Below are 20,027 nucleotides of genomic sequence, written 5' to 3' on the forward strand. Positions count from 1 at the left end.
ATTAATTGTGTTTAGCCATTACAATTGCATAATCTATTGCTACCAACATAGCATCGGCCGAGGCAATACCTTGTCCTGCTATTTCAAAAGCAGTTCCATGGTCTACAGAAGTTCTAATAATTGGCAAACCTAAGGTTATGTTTACGCCTTTTACGCTTTTCATGGTGCCTTTATCGTTATCCCATTTAAAACCTTCAAGTTTAAAAGGAATATGACCTTGATCGTGATACATGGCAATACAACCATCGAACTTACCTTGGACCGCCTTAACAAACATTGTGTCTGGAGGAAATGGCCCTTGTGCATCGTAACCTAATTTTCGAGCTTCTTCAATGGCAGGAATGATTTCTGTAACTTCCTCATCACCAAATAACTGATTTTCACCCGCATGCGGATTCAATCCTGCCACGGCAATTCTTGGTTTTTCTATTCCGAATTTTTTACATGCATCATTTAATAAAGTAATCACCTCGAAAACACGATCTTTTTTGCATAAATCGCAAGCTTGACGTAAGGATACGTGCGTGCTCACATGAATAACTCGAAAGTTTTCATCAGCCAAAAGCATCGCATATTTTTTGGTGTTGGTATAGTCGGCATAAATCTCGGTATGCCCAGAATATTTATGTCCCGCCTTGTGAATAGATTCTTTATTTATCGGCGCTGTTACCGTTGCATCAATTTTGTTTGCTAAGGCCAATTCGATATTTTTTATAACTGCTTCAAAAGCTGCTTTACCTGCCATAGCAGTGACTACGCCAGGTTTTAATGCTTCAGTATTCACATTTTTTAAATCGAATACATCAATAGTTCCATGTTCAAACTTAGCATCACTAACTTCTGTAATGGCATTTATTTTTAAAGATGATTCTAACGACTTAATTTCATTTTGCATCGTTTGAGCATCACCAACAACCAAAGGTTGACAACGCTGATACACATCTTGTAAAGCCAGTGTTTTTATTATAATTTCTGGACCAATTCCCGCAGGATCGCCCATTGAGATTCCTATTTTAGGTTTCATCTATTTAAATTTTAAAGCAGTTTTTTATAAATTTCAATGGCATCTTCTCTTGTAACTTCTTTCGGATTATTTTTTAATAAACGGGTGACTTTCATAGCGATATCAGCTAATTCGGGAATATCATGCTCCGCTACTCCTATGTCGGTTAATTTCTGAGGAATGTTGCAAGCTTTTGATAAGGCTTCAATTTGATTGATGCCAGCCAAAGCAATGATTTCATCAGTTCCCTCATTTTTTACACCCATAGCTAAAGCAACTTCTGCATGACGTTTAGTATTTGCTGATAAATTAAATCGTAAAACTTCGGGCATCAACATGGCATTGGATAACCCATGCGTAATGTGAAATTTTCCACCTAATCCGTAAGATAAAGCATGAACTGCGGCAGTGTTTACGGGGCCTAAACATAATCCGCCATACATAGAACCCAATAATAATGCTGAGCGTGCCTCGATATCGTTACCATTATCGTAAGCTTTTTTAAGATTTTCTGAAATAAGTTTGATGCCTTTTAATGCATAAACATCAACCATAGGATGCGCAAACTTGTTAGTATAAGCTTCAATACAATGCGATAATGCATCAATACCTGTTTCGGCGGTTAGTTTAGCTGGTAAACTTATGGTTAAAACCGGATCGAGATAACAGGCATCTGGAACTAAAAACGGACTAATAATACCACTTTTAGCTTGAGTTTCTTCATTTAACAAAATTGCATTAGGAGACACTTCACTACCCGTTCCTGAAGTTGTTGGTACACAAATTAGGTTGATCGTTCTACCATTTAACAAACCAATACCAACAACATCTTCTAACTTTTGGGTGTTATTAATTAAAGCTGCTAGTAATTTAGCACAATCTAATACACTTCCGCCACCAACACCAATAACACAATCTGGATTAAAAGCTTCGTTTTCACTTATTAAACTATTAAACTGCGAAAAAGTAGGCTCGCCTAAAAAAGTATATTCTACACAAACAACCTCCTTTTCTTTAGCTTTTAAAATTTCTGAAAGTTCATGGACAACATCTAATAAAGGTGTTGCTACTAAAAATAAAATACGGTTGGACGATGCAATTATAGTATCATTTTGAATTTGTAGAATGGCGTTTTCTCCAAAAACGATTTTATTAGGTTGTAATAGTGAAATAGAATGCATTATTTATTCTTCATTTTAAAATATCCATAAATGGTTAATTCGTCTTTTACAGGATCGGATTTAAAACATAAACTTGCTAAATACCCAATAACCAAAACAATTAAGTGACTATAAACCCCGAGCATATATTTATGATGCGGAAAATTTAAACTTCCTAAATCTAGAATTAACTTATCACCAATTTTTGTGGTTGTTAAAATAGCATAAGCTGTAAAGAGGATGCAGACTATGATACCAACATGCAACCCTTGCTTATTAGCTTTTTTAGAAAATAAACCTAACATGAAAATACCAACAATACCAGCCGAAAAAATGGCATATAATTTAAACACAACACCTAAAACACCTTGACCATCCCAAGCAGCGTAAAGCAACGCCACTATGGCCATTGCTACCCCTGAAAAAAGTACTAAAAGACGACCAACTCGTAAACGTTGCTTATCAGACGAATTAGGATAAAACCTGCTGTAAAAATCTTGAACACCTACGGCTGCTAAACAGTTCATATCGGAATCTAAACTAGAAACTGCTGCTGCAATAAGTGCGGCTAAAACTAATCCAACAGCGCCTACGGGTAACTCGGTACCTATAAAATATGTAAACACTTGATCGGCTGTTAAATTTTCGGGTAGTTGAGCGCCGCCAGAATTATAAAACACATATAATAATGCACCTATTAGCATAAAAAGTGTCCAAACCGGTACGCTCGCAAAAACCCCAAAATAGGCTGCTTTTTTTGCGTCTTTATCTGTTTTTGCAGTTAAATAGCGTTGCACAATAGTTTGATCGGTTCCATATTTTTGTAACGCATAAAAAGCACCGTTAATAACCATGACCCAAAAAGTAAGTTCCGAAAACGAAAAATCGTAGGGACCAAAATCAATCTTCTTTAAATTAACTGCCTCAGATAACATAAAACCTGCACCTGCATCCGTTTTAAACAATAAAATAAACACACAAAGCAAACCGCCGCCAATAAGTAAAAATCCTTGGATTACATCCATCCAAATTACGGCTTCGATACCGCCTAAAAGCGTTAAAAATAAAATGATGATGGTTAAAAAAACAATATAAATAGTAACATCGATGCCTGTTAATGTTGCCAATGCTAAACTTACTAAATATAGTACGGTACCCATTTTTGAAAAATGCGTGAGAACGAAAGCTAGAGAGCTATACATACGCGCAAATGGACTAAAACGACGCTCGAAATATTCGTAAGTACTTAGTTTTATTACCTTACGGAATAATGGTACAAGCACCCAAATAAAACATACCAAAACAATAGGCACCATAAGCCCTTGTACTAATAAAATCCAATTTGATTTATAGGCTGCTGAAGGATAAGCTAAAAAAGTAACACTACTAATTAAAGTAGCAAAAATAGACATACCAATGGCCCAAGCAGGAATATTATTACTACCGAAAAAATACTGTTTCGTACTCTTGTTCTTTCGAGCAAAATAAAAGCCAGCACCTAGAGTAATAATAACCGTTAAAATAACAATAACAATATCAATCCAATGAAGGTTAAGCATAATAAGTGGTTTAGTTAGTTGGTTTTATTTATTTTATTCCACCGTGGTTAATGGCGGCATCATGGTTTTATTACAAAGTCCTTTTTTATTCATTAAATATTTTAAAACTGCTAAAGATTCCCCTAAAATGTAATCTTTTTGATATGTTTTAGCGACTTCATCGGTTTCATGCTGCATTTTTTCGCACGTGTCCCAATCTTCATTTAAAGCAGCTTCATATAGTTTTTTATATAATTCTGGCACATAATTTCCTGTACTCGGTACGACGCCATCGGCTCCTAATTTTAAACTACCATAACTTTGTGCTCCCCATCCGCAGAAAAAAGAAAAATTAGTATCGTTGCCGTAATTTTCAATGCAAGTTTTCATGCGTATTTCATCTCTTTCAGAATCTTTTAAACCCCAAATATTAGGATGATTATGTAATTGATGAACAACATGAAGAGGTATAGACATATGCGTTGTTGCTGTGATGTTGTACATCATTACAGGGCCATTAATTTTATTGGCCAATAAGGTGTAAAAATCCGTTATCTGCGAATCTATAAGTTTGTAATATGAAGGTAAAGTTGCCACGACACAATCGGCTCCTAAATTAATATATTGATTACCGCGTTCTATGACATCAAAAACTTGATTTCCTACTAGACCTGCATAAATACATTGATTGTTGCCTTTTGCCCTAACAGCAGCTTCAACAAGTTTTAAACTCTCTGTCGCTCCAATTGAAGAAGATTCACCAGTAGTACCAAGTACTAAAGGATGTATGTTATTTTCAGCAAAAAGTGTAACTAGTTTTTTTACTGCATCTACATCAACTGTATAATCATTATTTAAAGGTGTCACCATTGGTACGACCACACCAGAGAATCGTTTTTGCATAAGTTAGTTGGTTTTTACATAAATGTAACTATGCAATATTGCCAATTTGTAAATATTTTGCTGTTATTTTTGAGCGGTGTTCAATTCTGTAAAAATTTAATTAGATTTTGTGCAATAAAAAAGAGGTTTGTAAATACAAACCTCTTTAAAAAAATGTTGATTTTAATAACTACGGAAAAACAATTACTTTGAAGTAACGAACTTAACCGATTTTTTTCCACTTGGTGTTTTAATTGTAGCAATCCAAAGTCCAGATTGAAATTCGAAGTCGGTATCGACATCTGTTTTTAAAGATTTTACTAAAGCACCTGTTATGCTGTAAATATTAACTTCTGTTTTAGCTGTTACATTTGATAAGTATACTGTGTTTCCAACAGCTTTAATATCGGTTGAAGCTTTAGATTTAATATCTTCTACACTTAATAATGCTTCTACCTGACTTTTAATAGATGTAGAACTTACATACATTCTATAAATTCTAATTTTACCACCTCGGTTTCTTAAAATGTATGACCCAGCATCGACTGCTTGGAATTCCATAACTCTAACAGACTCATCACCAGTATCAGAACCATCAATAGGTCCATTTGGATTTCCTGTTCCAGTTCCAGAATCGGTAATATCTACCGGAGTTCCTGTACCTCCATAAGTTGCAAATTGAAATGTTCCTGTAGAAAAACCTAAAGTACCATCTCCTTCTATATCTGTGTATTGCCCAGACCCAACTACAGTTAAATATTCACCTGCTTGAAGATTCATAGAGAAGCCTCGGCCACCACTATTATCCCAACGTTTTTCGCCTGGTGATGTAAATTGAATACAACCAGAAAATTCGTTTATATCTACATCATCTGGCATTTCAGTACGCTCATCATAACGTGTAAGATCGCTTTTTACAGTAACAATTCTATCATTTGTACTGTCATACATCCAAGTCATATTGGTATTTGCATCTAAGTCAGGAAGTAACTTTGGCTTAGTAAAACTACTTAACCCACTAATTAATATACCATCAACACCAGTATCTCTTTTTCGACATAAGTTTTGAAAACCCTCTGTTGCATAATTTGCATAAGCACCTAAAAAACCTTGATAAAAATAACAAGTAAACATGCTTTCTCCATTTTCGTTGGCATAATCTGAACTTTTCGGAGCATAACCAACTCCATCAGCATAATTATCTTGTTGAGTACCGCCAGAATCAACCCAATTAATATTGCGATCTTTATTAGAAACCGCATTTATATACTCTGTTGGCATCATATTATCATAACCTGCTCCTAGTTCTTTTCCACCAAAATCCCAATATTTAATTTGGGCATTAAATGTTGCCGAAGCAAACAACATTGGTAACATTAGTAATAGTAATTTTTTTTTCATTTTAAATAGTTTTAGCTGTTAAATATAATTTTCGCGCAATTTTTATTAATTATTACAAATTTTAAAAATCTACATAAAATAATGGTAATTTTTGCACGATGGTCAATTTTATAAATTCTAGATTTAGAATTTCATAATATTTCGTTATCTATAATATAAATTGTATATGGACAACTCATCTTTATAACTAAAAAAAATCGACAAATACATCTTTATTTTTGCTTAAAAGCAAAAAAATATAATCTATTACACAATTCTGTAGATAAAAAAACCTTTAAATATGAGTAAGATTTATATGGGAAATTTATTTTTTAAGTGATAACTTAAGATTTCAAATAAAATTATAATTAAAAAAGGCGCTAAAATTCTATTTTAACGCCTAATGAAAAATACTAATTGAATAAAAATTCAATTAGCTAACTAACTAAACTACTATTTAATAGGTATTGAAAATTCGTTTGCTTTTAATCTTTTATTGGTATGCTTCATTTTGAGTGATGACATCTGGATTTTGATTAATAACTAAAAATGGTATGGGAAGTAATAAATCTTCTTCCGCAATCGTAACATCCTTACTGCTATTCTTTATAACCGTAATGGCTCTTCCTGTCCTTATTAAATCGAACCAACGGTGGAACTCACATGCAAATTCAACTTGTCTTTCATGCTCTAAAGCCAATTCTATAGTATTGTATTCTGAAGGATAGCCCGCAGCACCATAATTGGGTAAACCTACTCTATCTCTTACTTCATTAAGATATTGAGCATTTCCAGTAGCTTCTGTAAGCATTAGCAGTACATCGGCATATCTAAAAATTATAAAGTTATTATCTGAAGTTTCTCTTAAACCATCAACAGTTGCCTCTGTATCTCTCCATTTTACTGGAAATTTCACATCAACAGTTGCTCCGTTGGCTGTTTCATAACCATTTTGAATAGTAATATCTCGCCTCGGATCATCAACTTCATAAGCATTCCACAAATCTTCTGTAATTTGATTAAAACCACCACCCCAAGCAGTAACCACACGGTTATCTACAGGAGAAAACATGGCCCAATATAAACTGTATGGATTGGAAATACCTCCTTTATATTGTATCTCAAAAATTGATGATGCGCTATTTTTATTATTTAAATCCCACAGATTAGCATAAGGAACTAAACTAAATTTTCCATAAACTTTTAATAACGCTTCTTCTGCCTTAGGCTTATCATTTAGCGTTAAATAAACCTTACCCAATAGCGTATTGGCAGCATCTTGATTTGCTGCTCCAACAAATCGTTCACCGGATTTTGAAGGTAAATTTGTTTCAGCAAAACCTAAATCATCAATAATTTGATTATAAACTTGTTCTTTTGGAGTGCGTCCTTGTGCGTAAGCCTCTGCAATACCAATTGGTTTCGTTACTAAAGGCACATCGCCCCAAGCTCTAACCATATCGAAATAATACAGCGCTCTTAAAAATTTGGCTTCTGCTATCAACGTATCTCGACCAGAAAAATCAAGATTTTCTGCGCTTGCTATAATATTATTTATGATGTACAGTGATTGATAATAACTGTTCCAAAAATTTAAAACCAACTCATTATCTACCGCCATAGTATGCAACTCAAAACTTTCATAATCTTGAATTCTTCCTGCGGCATTATCGCTATAAGCATTATCAGACATGAGTTCTCCATAAAAAGACGGTAAACTCTCTGGGCCGTATAACGTGTATAACGAATTGTAAGCAGACCACAAAGCGACTTCAATATCTTCCTGTGATTTATAAAAATTTTCTTCGTTCGCATTTGATAGTGGCGCCTTATCTAAAAAATCAGAGCTACAACTCAACAAAAATGCACAACAAAAAAGTGTGATATATATTTTTTTCATTCTCTTAAATTTTAATAATTAATACAGACCTAGAAACTAATGTTTATACCTGCTGTTGTTGTAAATGGATAAGGATAAGCACCGTAATCGAAACCAACCAAAACACCTGATTGATACGTACTTCCTTCTGGATCGAACCCTAAATAGTCTGAAAAAACATGAACATTTTCCATGTTCACATATAATTTCACATTACTTAGTTTAATTTTTTCAACTATTTTTTCTGGTAAATTATACCCTAAGCGGATATTTTGGATTCTCACAAAAGAGCCATCTTCTACCCAATAACTCGATCCAAAATCTCTTACTGTAGTTGGTAACATTCGCGGTTTAGGAATCATTCCATTTCCTGGATCTGCTTCCGATTTCCAATAATTGTTTACAACCGAATACATATTTCGGTTACCACCGCCAACTCCAGATTTTAAGTATCTCGCGTTATGGTTAAGTATTTCACCGCCTTGAGAACCTCTCACTAAAATTGATAATTCGAATCCTGAATACGAAAAATTATTTGTAATTCCCCATTGAAAATCGGCTTGATTATTTCCTAAGTATGTTCTGTCATCAGAATCTATAATTCCATCTTCATTAACATCTCTCACTCTTGGGTCTCCAGCTTCACTACCTGGCCAAACAGGATAAGCATTACTATCTAATTCTGCTTGAGACATTATAACACCATCAATAACGTAACCATAATACATCCCTATAGGTTTACCCACGGCAGTACGCGAGGTCATACTACTTACATTTATATCGATAGGCGCATTATTTACACCTAATTTCAGTACCTTATTTCTGTTTGCGAATAGGTTAAAATCTGTACTCCATTTAAAATCATTATCAAAGTTTATAGTTCCTACGTTTATTTCGAAACCTTTATTTTCTAACTCACCGATATTTGTTAAGGTTGAAGAAAACCCAGACAGAATTGGAATAGGAACGTTTAATAGTAAATCGTTTGTTTTAGAATAGTAAACATCTCCTGTAAATTTAATTCTTCCGTTCAGCGCATATAAGTCTATACCAAAATTAGTTTGACTTGTTTTTTCCCATTTTAAATTCTTATCGGCAAAATTGGTGGTATAAATACCTTGGTTAACCGTACCCGAACTTACGTATCTGTTGTAACCCAAAACCCCAATTGATCCGTAATTAGGAATTTGATTATTACCCGTAACGCCATAACTTAATCTAACTTTTAAGTTGTTTATCCAATTAACATCTTGCAAAAAAGGCTCTTCTGAAACTCGCCATGCTAAAGAACCAGATGGGAAATAACCCCATCGGCTATTTGCTCCAAAACGTGAAGAGCCATCGGCTCGTATAGCGGCAGATGCTAAATATTTTCCTTTATATGAATAATTAGCACGTGCTAAATAGGATACTAACGACCATTCTTCAGAAAAGGTACTACCTGAGTTTACAACACCTGCATTTAGTGTATGTACCAAATCGTTTGGAAAATTTGTTGCAGACATATTACTGGTATCCATACGCTGTTCTTGCGCAGAGAACCCAGCTAATAAATTTAAAGTATGATCGTCATTAAATGTTTTATTGTAGGTTAAAGTAGTTTCAGAAATCCAGTTATTAGATTTTAAGGTTTTAAAACTTGCTTGAGCTGGTACCCAACCAGAATATCCCCAATTTTGGCCTTCGTTCCAATAAAAATTGTGTTCTGTATTTTCTATGTTAGAACTAACGGATGTTTTTACTCTTAAATCCTTAAAAATATCCCATTCTAAAAATGATGTTACCGTAGAAACGTTCATGATTTTTTTAGTACTAGCTTCTCTAGTTAGCGAATATGGGTGCCAAAACTGAAATCCGTATTTAGCAAAAGTATTCCAAATAGAATTTGGATCTTTAAAACCTAAACTTCCAGTTTCAACATACAACGGAAAGAATGGGTCGCTTTGTAGTGCTAGACTTACTACATCACTCTTTCCTCCTGTTCCGTAAGGCGCTTCTTTGGTTCTACTTAAACCAATATTTAATCCTAACCTAATTTTATCATTGAAGTTATGCTTTAAATTAGATCTTAAATTAATTCTGTCGTAGGTATTGTTATCTACAACGCCTTCCGAATCTAAATACCCTAAAGACACCATAAATTGAGTATTCTCACTACCTCCTGAGGCTGATATTTGAAAATTACTACTCTTAGCGGTTCTAAATGTTACATCTTGCCAATCGGTACCATTCCCTATTCTTTCAAGCCATTCTGCATCTGAAAACTCTGGTGGTACCGTAACATTTAAACCTCTTGTTGCTGTAGGATTTTCGGCGACTATAGTTGCCCATGAGTTATTACGAGCCGCAGAATTAAAGGCTATAAATTCTGAGGCACTCATCATGTCTGTTTTTCTATTAACATGAGACAATCCAGACTCGAAAGTTGCATTAATTTTGGTTTTTCCTGCACGTCCTTGCTTGGTTGTTATAATAACCACACCATTAGCGCCTCGCGAACCGTAAATGGCAGCGGAAGATGCATCTTTTAAAATATCAATAGATTCAATATCATTTGGATTAATAAAATTTAAAGGATTTCTATTAAAACTTAAATTGCTACCCGACGTAATTCCTGTATCCGTCGCATTTGTAGTATTATCTTCTAAAGGAATACCATCTATTACATATAACGGCGTTGTTCCTGCATTAATAGATGAAGCGCCACGTACTTTTATAGTTGGTGCTAAACCCGGTGCTCCCTGTGATTGTGTAATTTGCACACCTGTAGTTTGTCCTGCAAGAGATTGTAATGCATTACTATTTGATCGTCCTTCTAATTTTTCTGATCCTACGGAAATTACCGACCCAGTTAAATCGCGTTTTTTTACAGAGCCATATCCAACAATTACAACTTCGTCTAATGCGGCTGCATCTTCCTGCATAACAATAGTAATATCTGTTTTAGTATTTACTGTAAGTTCTTGTGTTACAAACCCCATATAAGATACTACTATGGTTGGATTTTCGTTACTACTACTAAACGAAAACTTACCATCAAAATCTGTTTGCGAGCCATTAGAAGTTCCTTTTTCTATAATATTAGCACCCATTAACGGTTGTCCGTTAACATCGGTAACTTTTCCTGTAACTATGTAACTTTGTATTTGGTTTTCTTTGTTAATATGTACACTGTTCTGGTTTTGTGTTTTAGTAGCTTCCTTTAGAATAATTTGAGTATTTCTAACTTTAAATGAAGTACTTGTGTTATGAAATAGATTACTTAAAATCTTTTCAATTTTTTCGTCTTTTACCTTTATAGATACTTTTCGGTTTAAGTCTACAAATTTCGTGTTGTAAACAAATCTGTATTCAGTTTTAGACTCTATATTATCAATGACTTGAGATACCGTAACATTTTCTACATTCAATGATATGTTTTGTGTATAACCCGTTTTTGCGAGCATACTAAAAATAGATGTGAATATAAATATCGCGGTAAGTTTCATCTTTAAGTCAAATTTCACAAAAGTGTATAGTTCACCCCTGTTGACATGAAGTTTTTTCATATTTTTACGATGTTAATTAGTGATTACTGATTGATTTTGGTTTCACTTAAAATGTACCGGGAAATGTTGCCGCATTTTCCGGTTTTATTTTGTGGTATTATTAAGTGATGCTTTTGTGTGGAATAAATTAATGTGTCATAGTTCTTGTCTTTTTTAATTTTAGTTAGTTGATGTAAATAATTTGATTTTTTATGTGGTGTTTTATATTGAAACTATCTTCAAAATAGCTTAATACATTTTCTATTGGTTCATCTTTAAAGCTAGCGTTAAATATTTCGGTATCTAAATTTTCATTTAAAACTATTATCTCACGATTATAATGACGCTCTAGCTTTTTTACAATATTTTTGAACGGCATATTTCTAAAAAATAACTCGCCTTTTACCCAAGACGTATACATGCCTGTATTAACTTTTTCTGAGGTAATCTGGTTATTATTTTTATTTATAGAACCTTTAAATCCTGGTTTTAAAATTTGACCATTTGTTTTTAAACTGCTGGTAGATTGCATACTTACAGAGCCTTCTATTAAAACCACATCTGAAACAATATCCTCTGGATACGCCGAAACATTAAAAACGGTACCTAAAACTGTAACATCAAAATTTTCAGAAGTAACAATAAATGGATTACGTGCATCTTTTATAACATCAAAATGTGCCTCACCTGATAAAAACACTTCTCTACTTTTACCATCAATAAAATTAATTGGGTATTTTAATGAAGAGCCTGCGTTTAAGAACACCTTTGTTCCATCAGATAACGTGATATTAAAACGCTTTCCATAGGGTATATTTAACGTATTATAAACCAATTTTTCATTGTTTCCCTTTTTTTCATAGGTTAAATGAGTGCCTTGTTGTTTACCTATTGGTTTGCCGTTAAGGTCTATTAATTGGTTGCTTGATGTCTCGTTTAAAATCTTTAAACTACCATCTTCCATTTCAAGAACAATACTATTCTCAGGGATTAAATCTTTATCAGATTTTAAAAAATTGTTGTTAAACACAAAATATCCGACACTTAAAAAAACAACCGCAACCGCAGCATATTTAAGAAACCTTGTTGTAAGAACAAATCGTTTCGTTTCAGATTTTTGAGATTTACTTCCTTCTAAAAAGGGTCGATTAACTCTAGAAATTATTTTGTTCCAAGCGATATCTTTATCTAAACTCTCAACAAAACTTATATTTCTATTTACTTTATAAACACGTAAATATTCTATGAAGGTATTTTTGTTTTCTACCGATTGATTAACCCAGTTTTTTAACTCGTTAAAATCCTCTTTAGAAATAGTTTTTTCTATATACGAAGAGAATAGTTTTTTTATCGCTTTGTTAGTATTCATTCTATTATTTTAAAACATATACTATTTTAACAATTATATATGCTATATTAATAGAATAACAAAAACTAAAAAATGGGTGACAAAAAAATAAACTTTTTTAGTTTAACAGGATTAAAATAATGATTGCCACAGCCTCTCGAAGTTGCTTTAAGGCTCGTGAATAGTGTGTTTTCACAGTATTAACACTAATATTAAATTGTTTTGCAACTTCTTTATATTTTAAATTTTCTAAAACAATTGCTTTAAAAACTGCCTTACTTTTTGTGGGAAGTTTATCGATTTGATCTTGAAGTTTACTTTTTTCATTATCTAAATTGAAATTGTTAAAGTTAAACTCATCGACAAGAGTCCCAACTTGGTTTTCGATGGCTTCAAAACGATATTTTGAATTCTTTTTGTTTAAAAGAAGTGTATTATTTTTTACAGATTTGAAGAGATATGGGCCAATACTATAATCAAGTTTATCATATAGTTTATCGTCCCAAAACTTGATAAATAAGTCTTGAACAATATCTTCGGCCATTTCGAAAGAATCACAGTATTTTAACGAATAACTTGTAAGAGGCACATAATACAGATCGAATAACTCTTTAAAAGCCTTAGAGTTACCCAGCTTGAGTTTTTCTAATATGTCTGCATCTCTACTACTTATCATTAAGCAAAATAATTTAGCGAGTTTTAAAACTTCTTATCATTAAGTAGTTTAAGCCATTGGTTATAAACCGTTTTTACCATTACATTTTCTGAATTTGGCACGTAATTCTTGATCACATCTTCTGATGGTTTAGGCAAATCGTTAAAATCTTGCCATACTCCTACTCCTAACCCTGCCATTAAAGCAGCACCCCAAGACGAAACATCGGTTATTCCCATATTAGTAATTGGCGTATTTAATAAGTCTGAAAGAAACTGCATTAAAAAACCATTTGCTGTTATGCCTCCATTAACCTTTAATTCTTTTAAATTTGAATTTGTTTCCTTTTCAATAGAACTTACAACATCTTTTATTTGAAAAGCTATAGACTCTAATGCTGCTCTTACCAAATGTTCTTTTTTTGTACCAAATGTTAATCCGTGAATGGAAGCTTTCCATTCTTCTTGCCAATACGGTGCGCCCATACCACTAAATGCAGGAATTAAATAAACATCTTCGTTGGTTTCCAAACGGGTTGCCATAGCTTCTATTTCATCATGTGATGTAAAAATATTTAGCTGATTTTTTAACCATTCCAGCGTAGAACCACAACTTACAATAACACCTTCTAAAGCATAATTAACTTCGCCATTAGCACTCCAACCAATAGTTGTGAGCATGCCATTTTCGGTTTGTTGATCTAATTTTTCTGTATTCCATAAAATGGAAGATCCAGTGCCCAATGTCGCCTTAGCCATTCCTGATGCGAAACACGATTCTCCAAAAAATGCTGCTTGCGAATCGCCTATCATTCCCGAAATTGGTAATGGTTTTGAGAATGTACCTTGAAAGGTCGATGCTCCAAAATTATCGGATGAAAACATTACTTCAGGTAAGTTTAATTGCTCTAAATTGAACGTTTTAAGTAAGCACTTATCCCATTCTAAATCATAAATATTATAGAACAATGTTCGTGAAGCGTTCGTATGGTCTGTTTTATAGCTTTCCCCATTAGTTAGTTTATACAATAACCAGGTATCTACAGTTCCAAAATAAGCTTTTCCTGATGCTATAGCTGAAGTTATTTCGGAATTATTCTCGTTTAACCACATCATTTTTGTTGCTGAAAAATAAGGGTCTATGGTTAAACCTGTAACTTGATTTATTTTTGTTTCTAAATTTTCGGCTTTTAATCGTTCGCAGATGGCGTTCGATCGCTTACATTGCCACACTACAGCATCACACAAGGCATTACCTGCTTTATCCCAAACAACAAAGGTTTCTCTTTGATTCGAAATCCCGCATGCTTTAATATTATCTAATTCATTAGGAAACTCTTCGCTAAATTTTGCAATGCATGCTTTTACAGCATTAATGACGCTTTGATAAATTTCCTCTGGATTTTGCTCTACAAAACTTGGCTGCGGATAATAAGATTTTAAAGGTGTTGTTGTTTTTATTACGACTTTGCCTTGTGTATCAAAAATTATGGCCTTTGTACCGCTGGTTCCTTGATCTATGGATAGTATGTATGAATTGGACATGTTTATTTATTTGTTTTAATTGTTTGGATTATTTAGTCTATCCATTATTACTGCTATTAAAATAACAAGTCCTTTAATTATTTGCTGCCAAAATGGAGATACATTAAGCAACACTAAACCACTATTTAAAACACCAATAATTAATGCTCCTTGAACAGTTCCTACAATAGAGCCACGCCCACCAGATAGTGATGTTCCTCCAATAACAACTGCCGCAATTGAATCCAACTCGTAACCCATTCCTGCATTGGGCTGTGCCGAATCTAACCTAGAAGTTAAAATTACACCTCCAACAGCAGCTAAAGTTCCCGCAATTGCATAAACCCAAATTTTTATCTTGTTAATATTTATTCCCGATAGTCTGGCGGCACTTTCGTTACCTCCAATAGCGTAAATATGACGTCCAAATTTTGTTTTTTTTGTTAAAACTATAGTAAAAACAACCACTACTAAAGTTATCCATACTGGCATAGGCATACCTAAAAACCAACCAGTACCAATAAATGCAAAATTATTACCCAGACCAGTTATTGGAAAACCACCTGTCCACAACATTGTTGCACCACGTGCAATTGTTAGCATAGCCAACGTAGCTACAAATGGTGGTACTTTAAACTTTGTAATCATCAAACCGTTAAAAACACCAAAAACACCACCAACCATTAAAGCGGCGATAATAGCTCCAAAAACCGTAAAACCAATAAAAGTGTTTGATACTGGAAACTCCAGCCCAAATTTTAATAAACCGGCTGCAATAGCACCACTAAATGCCAATAGCGAGCCTACCGATAAATCGATTCCTTTGGTTAAAATCACTAAAGTCATACCTACAGAAATACAAACATTTATCGAGATTTGTCTAGCGATGTTCCAGCCATTTTCGAGTGTAAAAAACTTATCGGATAAAATGGTTAACACCATACTCAATATTAAAAGCACTATAATAGATTGAAACTTTACCAGATAGGGTTTAATGTTTGCCATAATTTAGTTTTGTAGTTTTAGTTTGTTAGCTGTTTATAAGGTTGCTGCCTGCATAATTACTTCTTCTGTTGCTGTTTTTTGACAAAATTCTCCTGATATTTTTGATTGGCTTAGCACCAAAATACGATCGGAAATAGCCATAATTTCTGGTAATTCTGATGATACAACTACTATTCCCAATCCTTCTTTAGCTAATTTATTTATAAGATGGTAAATTTCATTTTTCGCATTAACATCAATACCTCGAGTGGGTTCGTCTAAAAATAAAACTTTAGGTTTTGTTGCCAGCCATTTGGCTAAAACTACTTTTTGTTGGTTTCCACCGCTTAAATTTTTTGATAATTGATTTTCTGAAGGTGTCTTAATTTTAAGTGATTGGATATATTTTTTTGAAAGATCTGCTTCTAACTTTTTATTTAAAAATCCGTTTTTTATCACAGTATCAACAGCTGCCATACTGGTATTTTTACAAATTTCCATTTGTAATACCAAGCCATCTTCTTTTCTATCTTCAGGAACTAAACCTAAGCCTTGTTTAATAGCATCGCTAACCGCGTTAATTTTCACTTCTTGTTCATCAATATAAATTTGACCTGTCATTACCTTAGGATGCAAACCAAAAATGGTTTCAAGTAATTCGGTTCTTCCTGCTCCCATCAAGCCAAAAAAACCTAAAACCTCTCCTTTTTTCAGACTGAAACTAATGTCTTTTAGAATATTGAACTCTTTATTATTTACGTTAGGGAGGTTAATATTTTCAACACGTAAAACTTCTTTCCCAAAATCGACCACATCTTTTTGATATTTATTTTTTATATCTCTCCCTACCATCAATCTAATTAAATCGTTTTTTGTAGTCGCTTCAACATTTTCAATGGTTCCTACGGTTTTCCCGTCTCGCAAACCAATAAATCTATCTGCAATCAAAAACAACTCATCTAATTTATGCGAGATATAAAGCACGGAAACGTTTTGTGCTTTTAACGATTTGATAATATTAAACAACACCTCAACTTCAGCATCTGAAATTGCAGAAGTAGGCTCGTCCATAATTACCACTTTTGCCTCTTCCAATAGTGCTTTTGCAATTTCAACAAGTTGCTGTTCGCCCACACGAAGTTTTGAAACTAAAGTACTGGGATTCAAACCACAACCTAACCGCACCAACAATTCTTTGGTTTGGCTGTACATAGTTTTTGAGTCTAACAAACCAAAGCTGTTTTGTAATTCTCTGCCTAAAAAAATGTTCTCGGTTATACTTAAATGCGGAATCAAATTTAACTCTTGGTGCATTATGGCGATTCCTTTTTGCATTGCATCTTTAGGGTTACTAAAACTCACAAGCTCTCCATTTAAAATTAACTCGCCTTCATAATCTGGATAAACGCCAGATAAAATTTTCATTAAAGTAGATTTACCTGCACCATTTTCGCCAACAATTACGTTTACTTTGCCAGTATGGACATTCAAATTCACTTGGTTTAAAGCAGTAACTCCACCAAATTTTTTGGTTATATTTTTAGCTTGAAATAATATATCTTGTTGTTCCAAACTGGCCTAAGATTTAATGTTAAGTTGCAAAGGAATAACTCGTAATGTATCATTTTTCTGTTTTAACACATTTACCCTTACCGCTCCTTTAAAATAAATACTATCTCCTATTTTTACCGACCTTCTGAAAGGTGGAACAATATTTTCTCGAACAAGATTATTGATCTCTACGGAAATATTATTATAATCCATAGTGTTTTGGTAATCGCCTATATTTGCCATTTTAGCCCCTTCACGAATAGCATTCCCAAAAATAAAATCGATAGCAATTTTTAGTTTTTGTTGACTTTTGGCGAGAGCCACAACCACATCTTCATCTTCAATAGTTAAAACTGTTGCATTGCCATAAATTATAAAATAGTAATCGTTACTAATACCCAATTTATTCCCATGTGTTTCAGAATATGACTTAACATTTTTTGAAATCTCGTTTAAAAAACCTAAGGCTTCAATAGCTTTTAAATCGCTAACTTTGTTTTCAATAAATTCTGAAGCAAATACTTTAGAGTTAAAACTAGTTTTAGATTTTTCGGCTTTTATTTCATCTAAATCTTTTATATAGATCGAGTTATATAATGAAATTGCAATAAATAGAACAATAGCCAAATATTTAATTAACTTTTTCATAGGTATTAGTTAGTTGAACCAAAGTCTTCAAATTGGTAAATATTTTCACGGGTTACCAACTGAACAGCCAAAGGTGTTTTTGCTGAAAAATTCCGTTTACCCTTAAGGTATTCATCAGCTAATTCTGCAGCCGTTTGTGCCATAGCTTTAGGCGATTGCATTACTGTAGCTTTTATTTTCTTATCAGCAATGGCATTCATAACATCATCGGCACCATCAAAACCAAAAACCATAACGTTGTTTGCTTTACCTGTTGCCACCAGGGCTTGGTAAGCCCCCATAGCCATGGCGTCATTTCCGCAGAAAACAGCATCAATATCTGGATTGGATTGCAGTACAGACTCCAAAACTTCCATAGCTTTACTTCTATCAAAATCGGCACTTTGTTGTGCTACCATTTTCAGTTCTGGAAAGTGATCAACAACGCTATGAAACCCTTTGGATCGATTCCATGTATTATTGTCTCCAACTAACCCCAAGAGCTCTACATATTTTCCTTTTTTATTAAGTTGCCGCACAAAATACTCCCCTAACTCCACACATCCCGAAAAAGAATCTGAAATGATTTGAGATATTGGTCCATCCAACGAATTGACTTCTCTATCCATACAAAATGTAGGAACGCCTGCCTGTTTTGCGCGTTTAATATTAGATACAGAACCTTCGGAATCTGTAGGGTTAAAAAGAATGGCATTGTATCCAGCTGCAATTAAATTTTCAAAGTGTTCAGCTTCTTTTGATGTATTATTTTGTGAATCAAAAATTGTGGCTTCATATCCTAATTCACGTGCACGTTGTGCAGCTGATTCCCCTAAAACAACAAACCATGGATTATTAAGGGTTGACACAACAACAGCCACCTTTTTGGTAGTGTTTTGCTTTTTGTTTTTACAGCCCAATGTGGTGAAGATGGCAAGTAAAAGGATTATTAAAAATGTCTTATTTAATTTAGGTAGTATAGTCATGAAAAATACTTTTAAATTTTGAGCAGCTTCTTCCCGGTTTTATATATGCCATCTCGCGAAATTCCGTAGTAGTTAAAAATTTCAACCTGAGATCCTGTAACCGTATACTCATCTGGTATTCCCATAATTTTAAACGAATTCTTATAACCGTTTTGCATCAAATGTGAGGCGCAGGCTTCTCCCAATCCGCCATAAACCATATGTTCTTCCACGGTGATTATTGGTCGGCCATTTTCAGCTAAATTTTCTAATAATTTAACGTCCAGAGGTTTTATAGTATGCATGCTTACCACAGTTGTTTTTATACCGTGTTCGTCTTCAAGCTTTTTTGCAGCTAACCACGCTGGGTAAACGGTTTCTCCACAGGCAATAATTGCTAAATCACCACCATTACGAACAATACGCCCTTTTCCGAATTCAAAATCGCTATTAGTTTCATCTAAAAAAGGCATTGCTTTTTTACCAAAACGCATGTAAACGGGCTTATTATGCTTCGCTGCCAGTTTTACGGCTTGTTCGGTTTCAAAATTATCCGCAGGCGCAACAATTGTTATATTATTTATGGCTCTTAATGCCGCATAATCATGTAAGCTGTGATGTGTTGTGCCTAAAGCACCGTAACTTATACCAGAGCTAATACCAACTAAGGTTACCGGATTGTCGGAATAACAAACATCATTTTTAATTTGCTCTAAAGCACGTGCACTTAAAAAACATGCTGGAGATACAGCAAATGCTTTTTTTCCTGCAGAAGCCAAACCTGCAGCAACACCCACTAAGTTTTGCTCAGCAATACCAACTTCAACAATTTGGTTTGGATATTTTTGTGCAAAAGGCACAAGTTTTCCCGAACCACGGGAATCACTTGTTACCGCAATTATGTCTTTATCGGTTTCTGCCAATTGTTGCATCGTTTCAGAAAAAACAACCTGATTAGCAATACCCATTTTTAAATCTTTCTCTTCAATTTTATCTAATTCCATA

15 protein-coding genes are annotated in these 20,027 nt (G+C 33.8%); all 15 read right to left on the reverse strand.

Going from position 1 to position 20,027, the window contains the following annotated elements; genetic code table 11:
- Nucleotide 1: 1 nt before the first annotated feature.
- Nucleotides 2-1,024 (reverse strand): 4-hydroxythreonine-4-phosphate dehydrogenase PdxA, encoded by a 1,023-nt coding sequence (pdxA, locus tag PK35_RS00430; RefSeq protein WP_082048476.1) that lies wholly within the window; start codon nucleotides 1,022-1,024, stop codon nucleotides 2-4.
- A gap of 11 nt (nucleotides 1,025-1,035) precedes the next feature.
- Nucleotides 1,036-2,184 (reverse strand): iron-containing alcohol dehydrogenase, encoded by a 1,149-nt coding sequence (locus PK35_RS00435; protein ID WP_044624707.1) that lies wholly within the window; start codon nucleotides 2,182-2,184, stop codon nucleotides 1,036-1,038.
- Nucleotides 2,184-3,722, reverse strand: a complete 1,539-nt coding sequence (locus tag PK35_RS00440) for a sodium:solute symporter family protein (protein ID WP_044624708.1) — start codon at nucleotides 3,720-3,722, stop codon at nucleotides 2,184-2,186. The genes PK35_RS00435 and PK35_RS00440 overlap by 1 nt, the downstream gene beginning before the upstream one ends.
- A 33-nt stretch (nucleotides 3,723-3,755) precedes the next feature.
- Nucleotides 3,756-4,604, reverse strand: coding sequence for a dihydrodipicolinate synthase family protein (locus PK35_RS00445; protein ID WP_044624709.1), 849 nt, complete (start codon nucleotides 4,602-4,604; stop codon nucleotides 3,756-3,758).
- 183 nt (nucleotides 4,605-4,787) lie between these two features.
- Nucleotides 4,788-5,984: a T9SS type A sorting domain-containing protein gene (locus PK35_RS00450; protein WP_044624710.1), complete on the reverse strand. Its 1,197-nt coding sequence runs from the start codon at nucleotides 5,982-5,984 to the stop codon at nucleotides 4,788-4,790.
- 472 nt (nucleotides 5,985-6,456) lie between these two features.
- Nucleotides 6,457-7,863 (reverse strand): RagB/SusD family nutrient uptake outer membrane protein, encoded by a 1,407-nt coding sequence (locus tag PK35_RS00455; RefSeq protein WP_044624711.1) that lies wholly within the window; start codon nucleotides 7,861-7,863, stop codon nucleotides 6,457-6,459.
- Between the two features lie 29 nt (nucleotides 7,864-7,892).
- On the reverse strand, nucleotides 7,893-11,330 hold the full coding sequence (locus tag PK35_RS00460; protein WP_052825718.1) for a TonB-dependent receptor: 3,438 nt from the start codon (nucleotides 11,328-11,330) through the stop codon (nucleotides 7,893-7,895).
- 223 nt (nucleotides 11,331-11,553) lie between these two features.
- On the reverse strand, nucleotides 11,554-12,738 hold the full coding sequence (locus PK35_RS00465; protein ID WP_044624712.1) for a FecR family protein: 1,185 nt from the start codon (nucleotides 12,736-12,738) through the stop codon (nucleotides 11,554-11,556).
- 97 nt (nucleotides 12,739-12,835) lie between these two features.
- Nucleotides 12,836-13,393, reverse strand: a complete 558-nt coding sequence (locus PK35_RS00470; RefSeq protein ID WP_044624713.1) for an RNA polymerase sigma factor — start codon at nucleotides 13,391-13,393, stop codon at nucleotides 12,836-12,838.
- Nucleotides 13,394-13,416: 23 nt separating this feature from the next.
- Nucleotides 13,417-14,916: an FGGY family carbohydrate kinase gene (locus tag PK35_RS00475; RefSeq protein ID WP_044624714.1), complete on the reverse strand. Its 1,500-nt coding sequence runs from the start codon at nucleotides 14,914-14,916 to the stop codon at nucleotides 13,417-13,419.
- Nucleotides 14,917-14,931: 15 nt separating this feature from the next.
- Nucleotides 14,932-15,900, reverse strand: a complete 969-nt coding sequence (locus PK35_RS00480) for an ABC transporter permease (RefSeq protein ID WP_044624715.1) — start codon at nucleotides 15,898-15,900, stop codon at nucleotides 14,932-14,934.
- A 33-nt stretch (nucleotides 15,901-15,933) separates the two neighbouring features.
- Nucleotides 15,934-17,451 (reverse strand): sugar ABC transporter ATP-binding protein, encoded by a 1,518-nt coding sequence (locus PK35_RS00485; protein ID WP_044624716.1) that lies wholly within the window; start codon nucleotides 17,449-17,451, stop codon nucleotides 15,934-15,936.
- Nucleotides 17,452-17,457: 6 nt separating this feature from the next.
- A complete protein-coding gene (locus PK35_RS00490; protein ID WP_044624717.1) occupies nucleotides 17,458-18,078 on the reverse strand; it encodes a DUF2291 family protein in 621 nt (206 codons plus the stop codon).
- A 5-nt stretch (nucleotides 18,079-18,083) separates the two neighbouring features.
- Nucleotides 18,084-19,043, reverse strand: a complete 960-nt coding sequence (locus PK35_RS00495; RefSeq protein ID WP_044624718.1) for a D-ribose ABC transporter substrate-binding protein — start codon at nucleotides 19,041-19,043, stop codon at nucleotides 18,084-18,086.
- An 11-nt stretch (nucleotides 19,044-19,054) separates the two neighbouring features.
- Complete coding sequence (locus PK35_RS00500; protein ID WP_044624719.1) at nucleotides 19,055-20,026, reverse strand: transketolase family protein; 972 nt, start codon at nucleotides 20,024-20,026, stop codon at nucleotides 19,055-19,057.
- Between the last annotated feature and the right edge of the window lies 1 nt (nucleotide 20,027).

Source organism: Neotamlana nanhaiensis (assembly GCF_000943555.1).
Taxonomy (GTDB): Bacteria; Bacteroidota; Bacteroidia; order Flavobacteriales; family Flavobacteriaceae; genus Neotamlana; species Neotamlana nanhaiensis.

What these genes read in the sequence shown, in the direction of transcription:
- PK35_RS00475 (WP_044624714.1), bottom strand. Translation starts at nt 14,916, where the DNA reads ATGTCCAATTCATACATACTATCCATAGATCAAGGAACCAGCGGTACA.
- PK35_RS00440 (WP_044624708.1), bottom strand. Translation starts at nt 3,722, where the DNA reads ATGCTTAACCTTCATTGGATTGATATTGTTATTGTTATTTTAACGGTT.
- PK35_RS00445 (WP_044624709.1), bottom strand. Translation starts at nt 4,604, where the DNA reads ATGCAAAAACGATTCTCTGGTGTGGTCGTACCAATGGTGACACCTTTA.
- PK35_RS00455 (WP_044624711.1), bottom strand. Translation starts at nt 7,863, where the DNA reads ATGAAAAAAATATATATCACACTTTTTTGTTGTGCATTTTTGTTGAGT.
- PK35_RS00495 (WP_044624718.1), bottom strand. Translation starts at nt 19,043, where the DNA reads ATGACTATACTACCTAAATTAAATAAGACATTTTTAATAATCCTTTTA.
- pdxA (WP_082048476.1), bottom strand. Translation starts at nt 1,024, where the DNA reads ATGAAACCTAAAATAGGAATCTCAATGGGCGATCCTGCGGGAATTGGT.
- PK35_RS00480 (WP_044624715.1), bottom strand. Translation starts at nt 15,900, where the DNA reads ATGGCAAACATTAAACCCTATCTGGTAAAGTTTCAATCTATTATAGTG.
- PK35_RS00465 (WP_044624712.1), bottom strand. Translation starts at nt 12,738, where the DNA reads ATGAATACTAACAAAGCGATAAAAAAACTATTCTCTTCGTATATAGAA.
- PK35_RS00500 (WP_044624719.1), bottom strand. Translation starts at nt 20,026, where the DNA reads ATGGAATTAGATAAAATTGAAGAGAAAGATTTAAAAATGGGTATTGCT.
- PK35_RS00460 (WP_052825718.1), bottom strand. Translation starts at nt 11,330, where the DNA reads ATGAAACTTACCGCGATATTTATATTCACATCTATTTTTAGTATGCTC.
- PK35_RS00450 (WP_044624710.1), bottom strand. Translation starts at nt 5,984, where the DNA reads ATGAAAAAAAAATTACTATTACTAATGTTACCAATGTTGTTTGCTTCG.
- PK35_RS00470 (WP_044624713.1), bottom strand. Translation starts at nt 13,393, where the DNA reads ATGATAAGTAGTAGAGATGCAGACATATTAGAAAAACTCAAGCTGGGT.
- PK35_RS00490 (WP_044624717.1), bottom strand. Translation starts at nt 18,078, where the DNA reads ATGAAAAAGTTAATTAAATATTTGGCTATTGTTCTATTTATTGCAATT.
- PK35_RS00435 (WP_044624707.1), bottom strand. Translation starts at nt 2,184, where the DNA reads ATGCATTCTATTTCACTATTACAACCTAATAAAATCGTTTTTGGAGAA.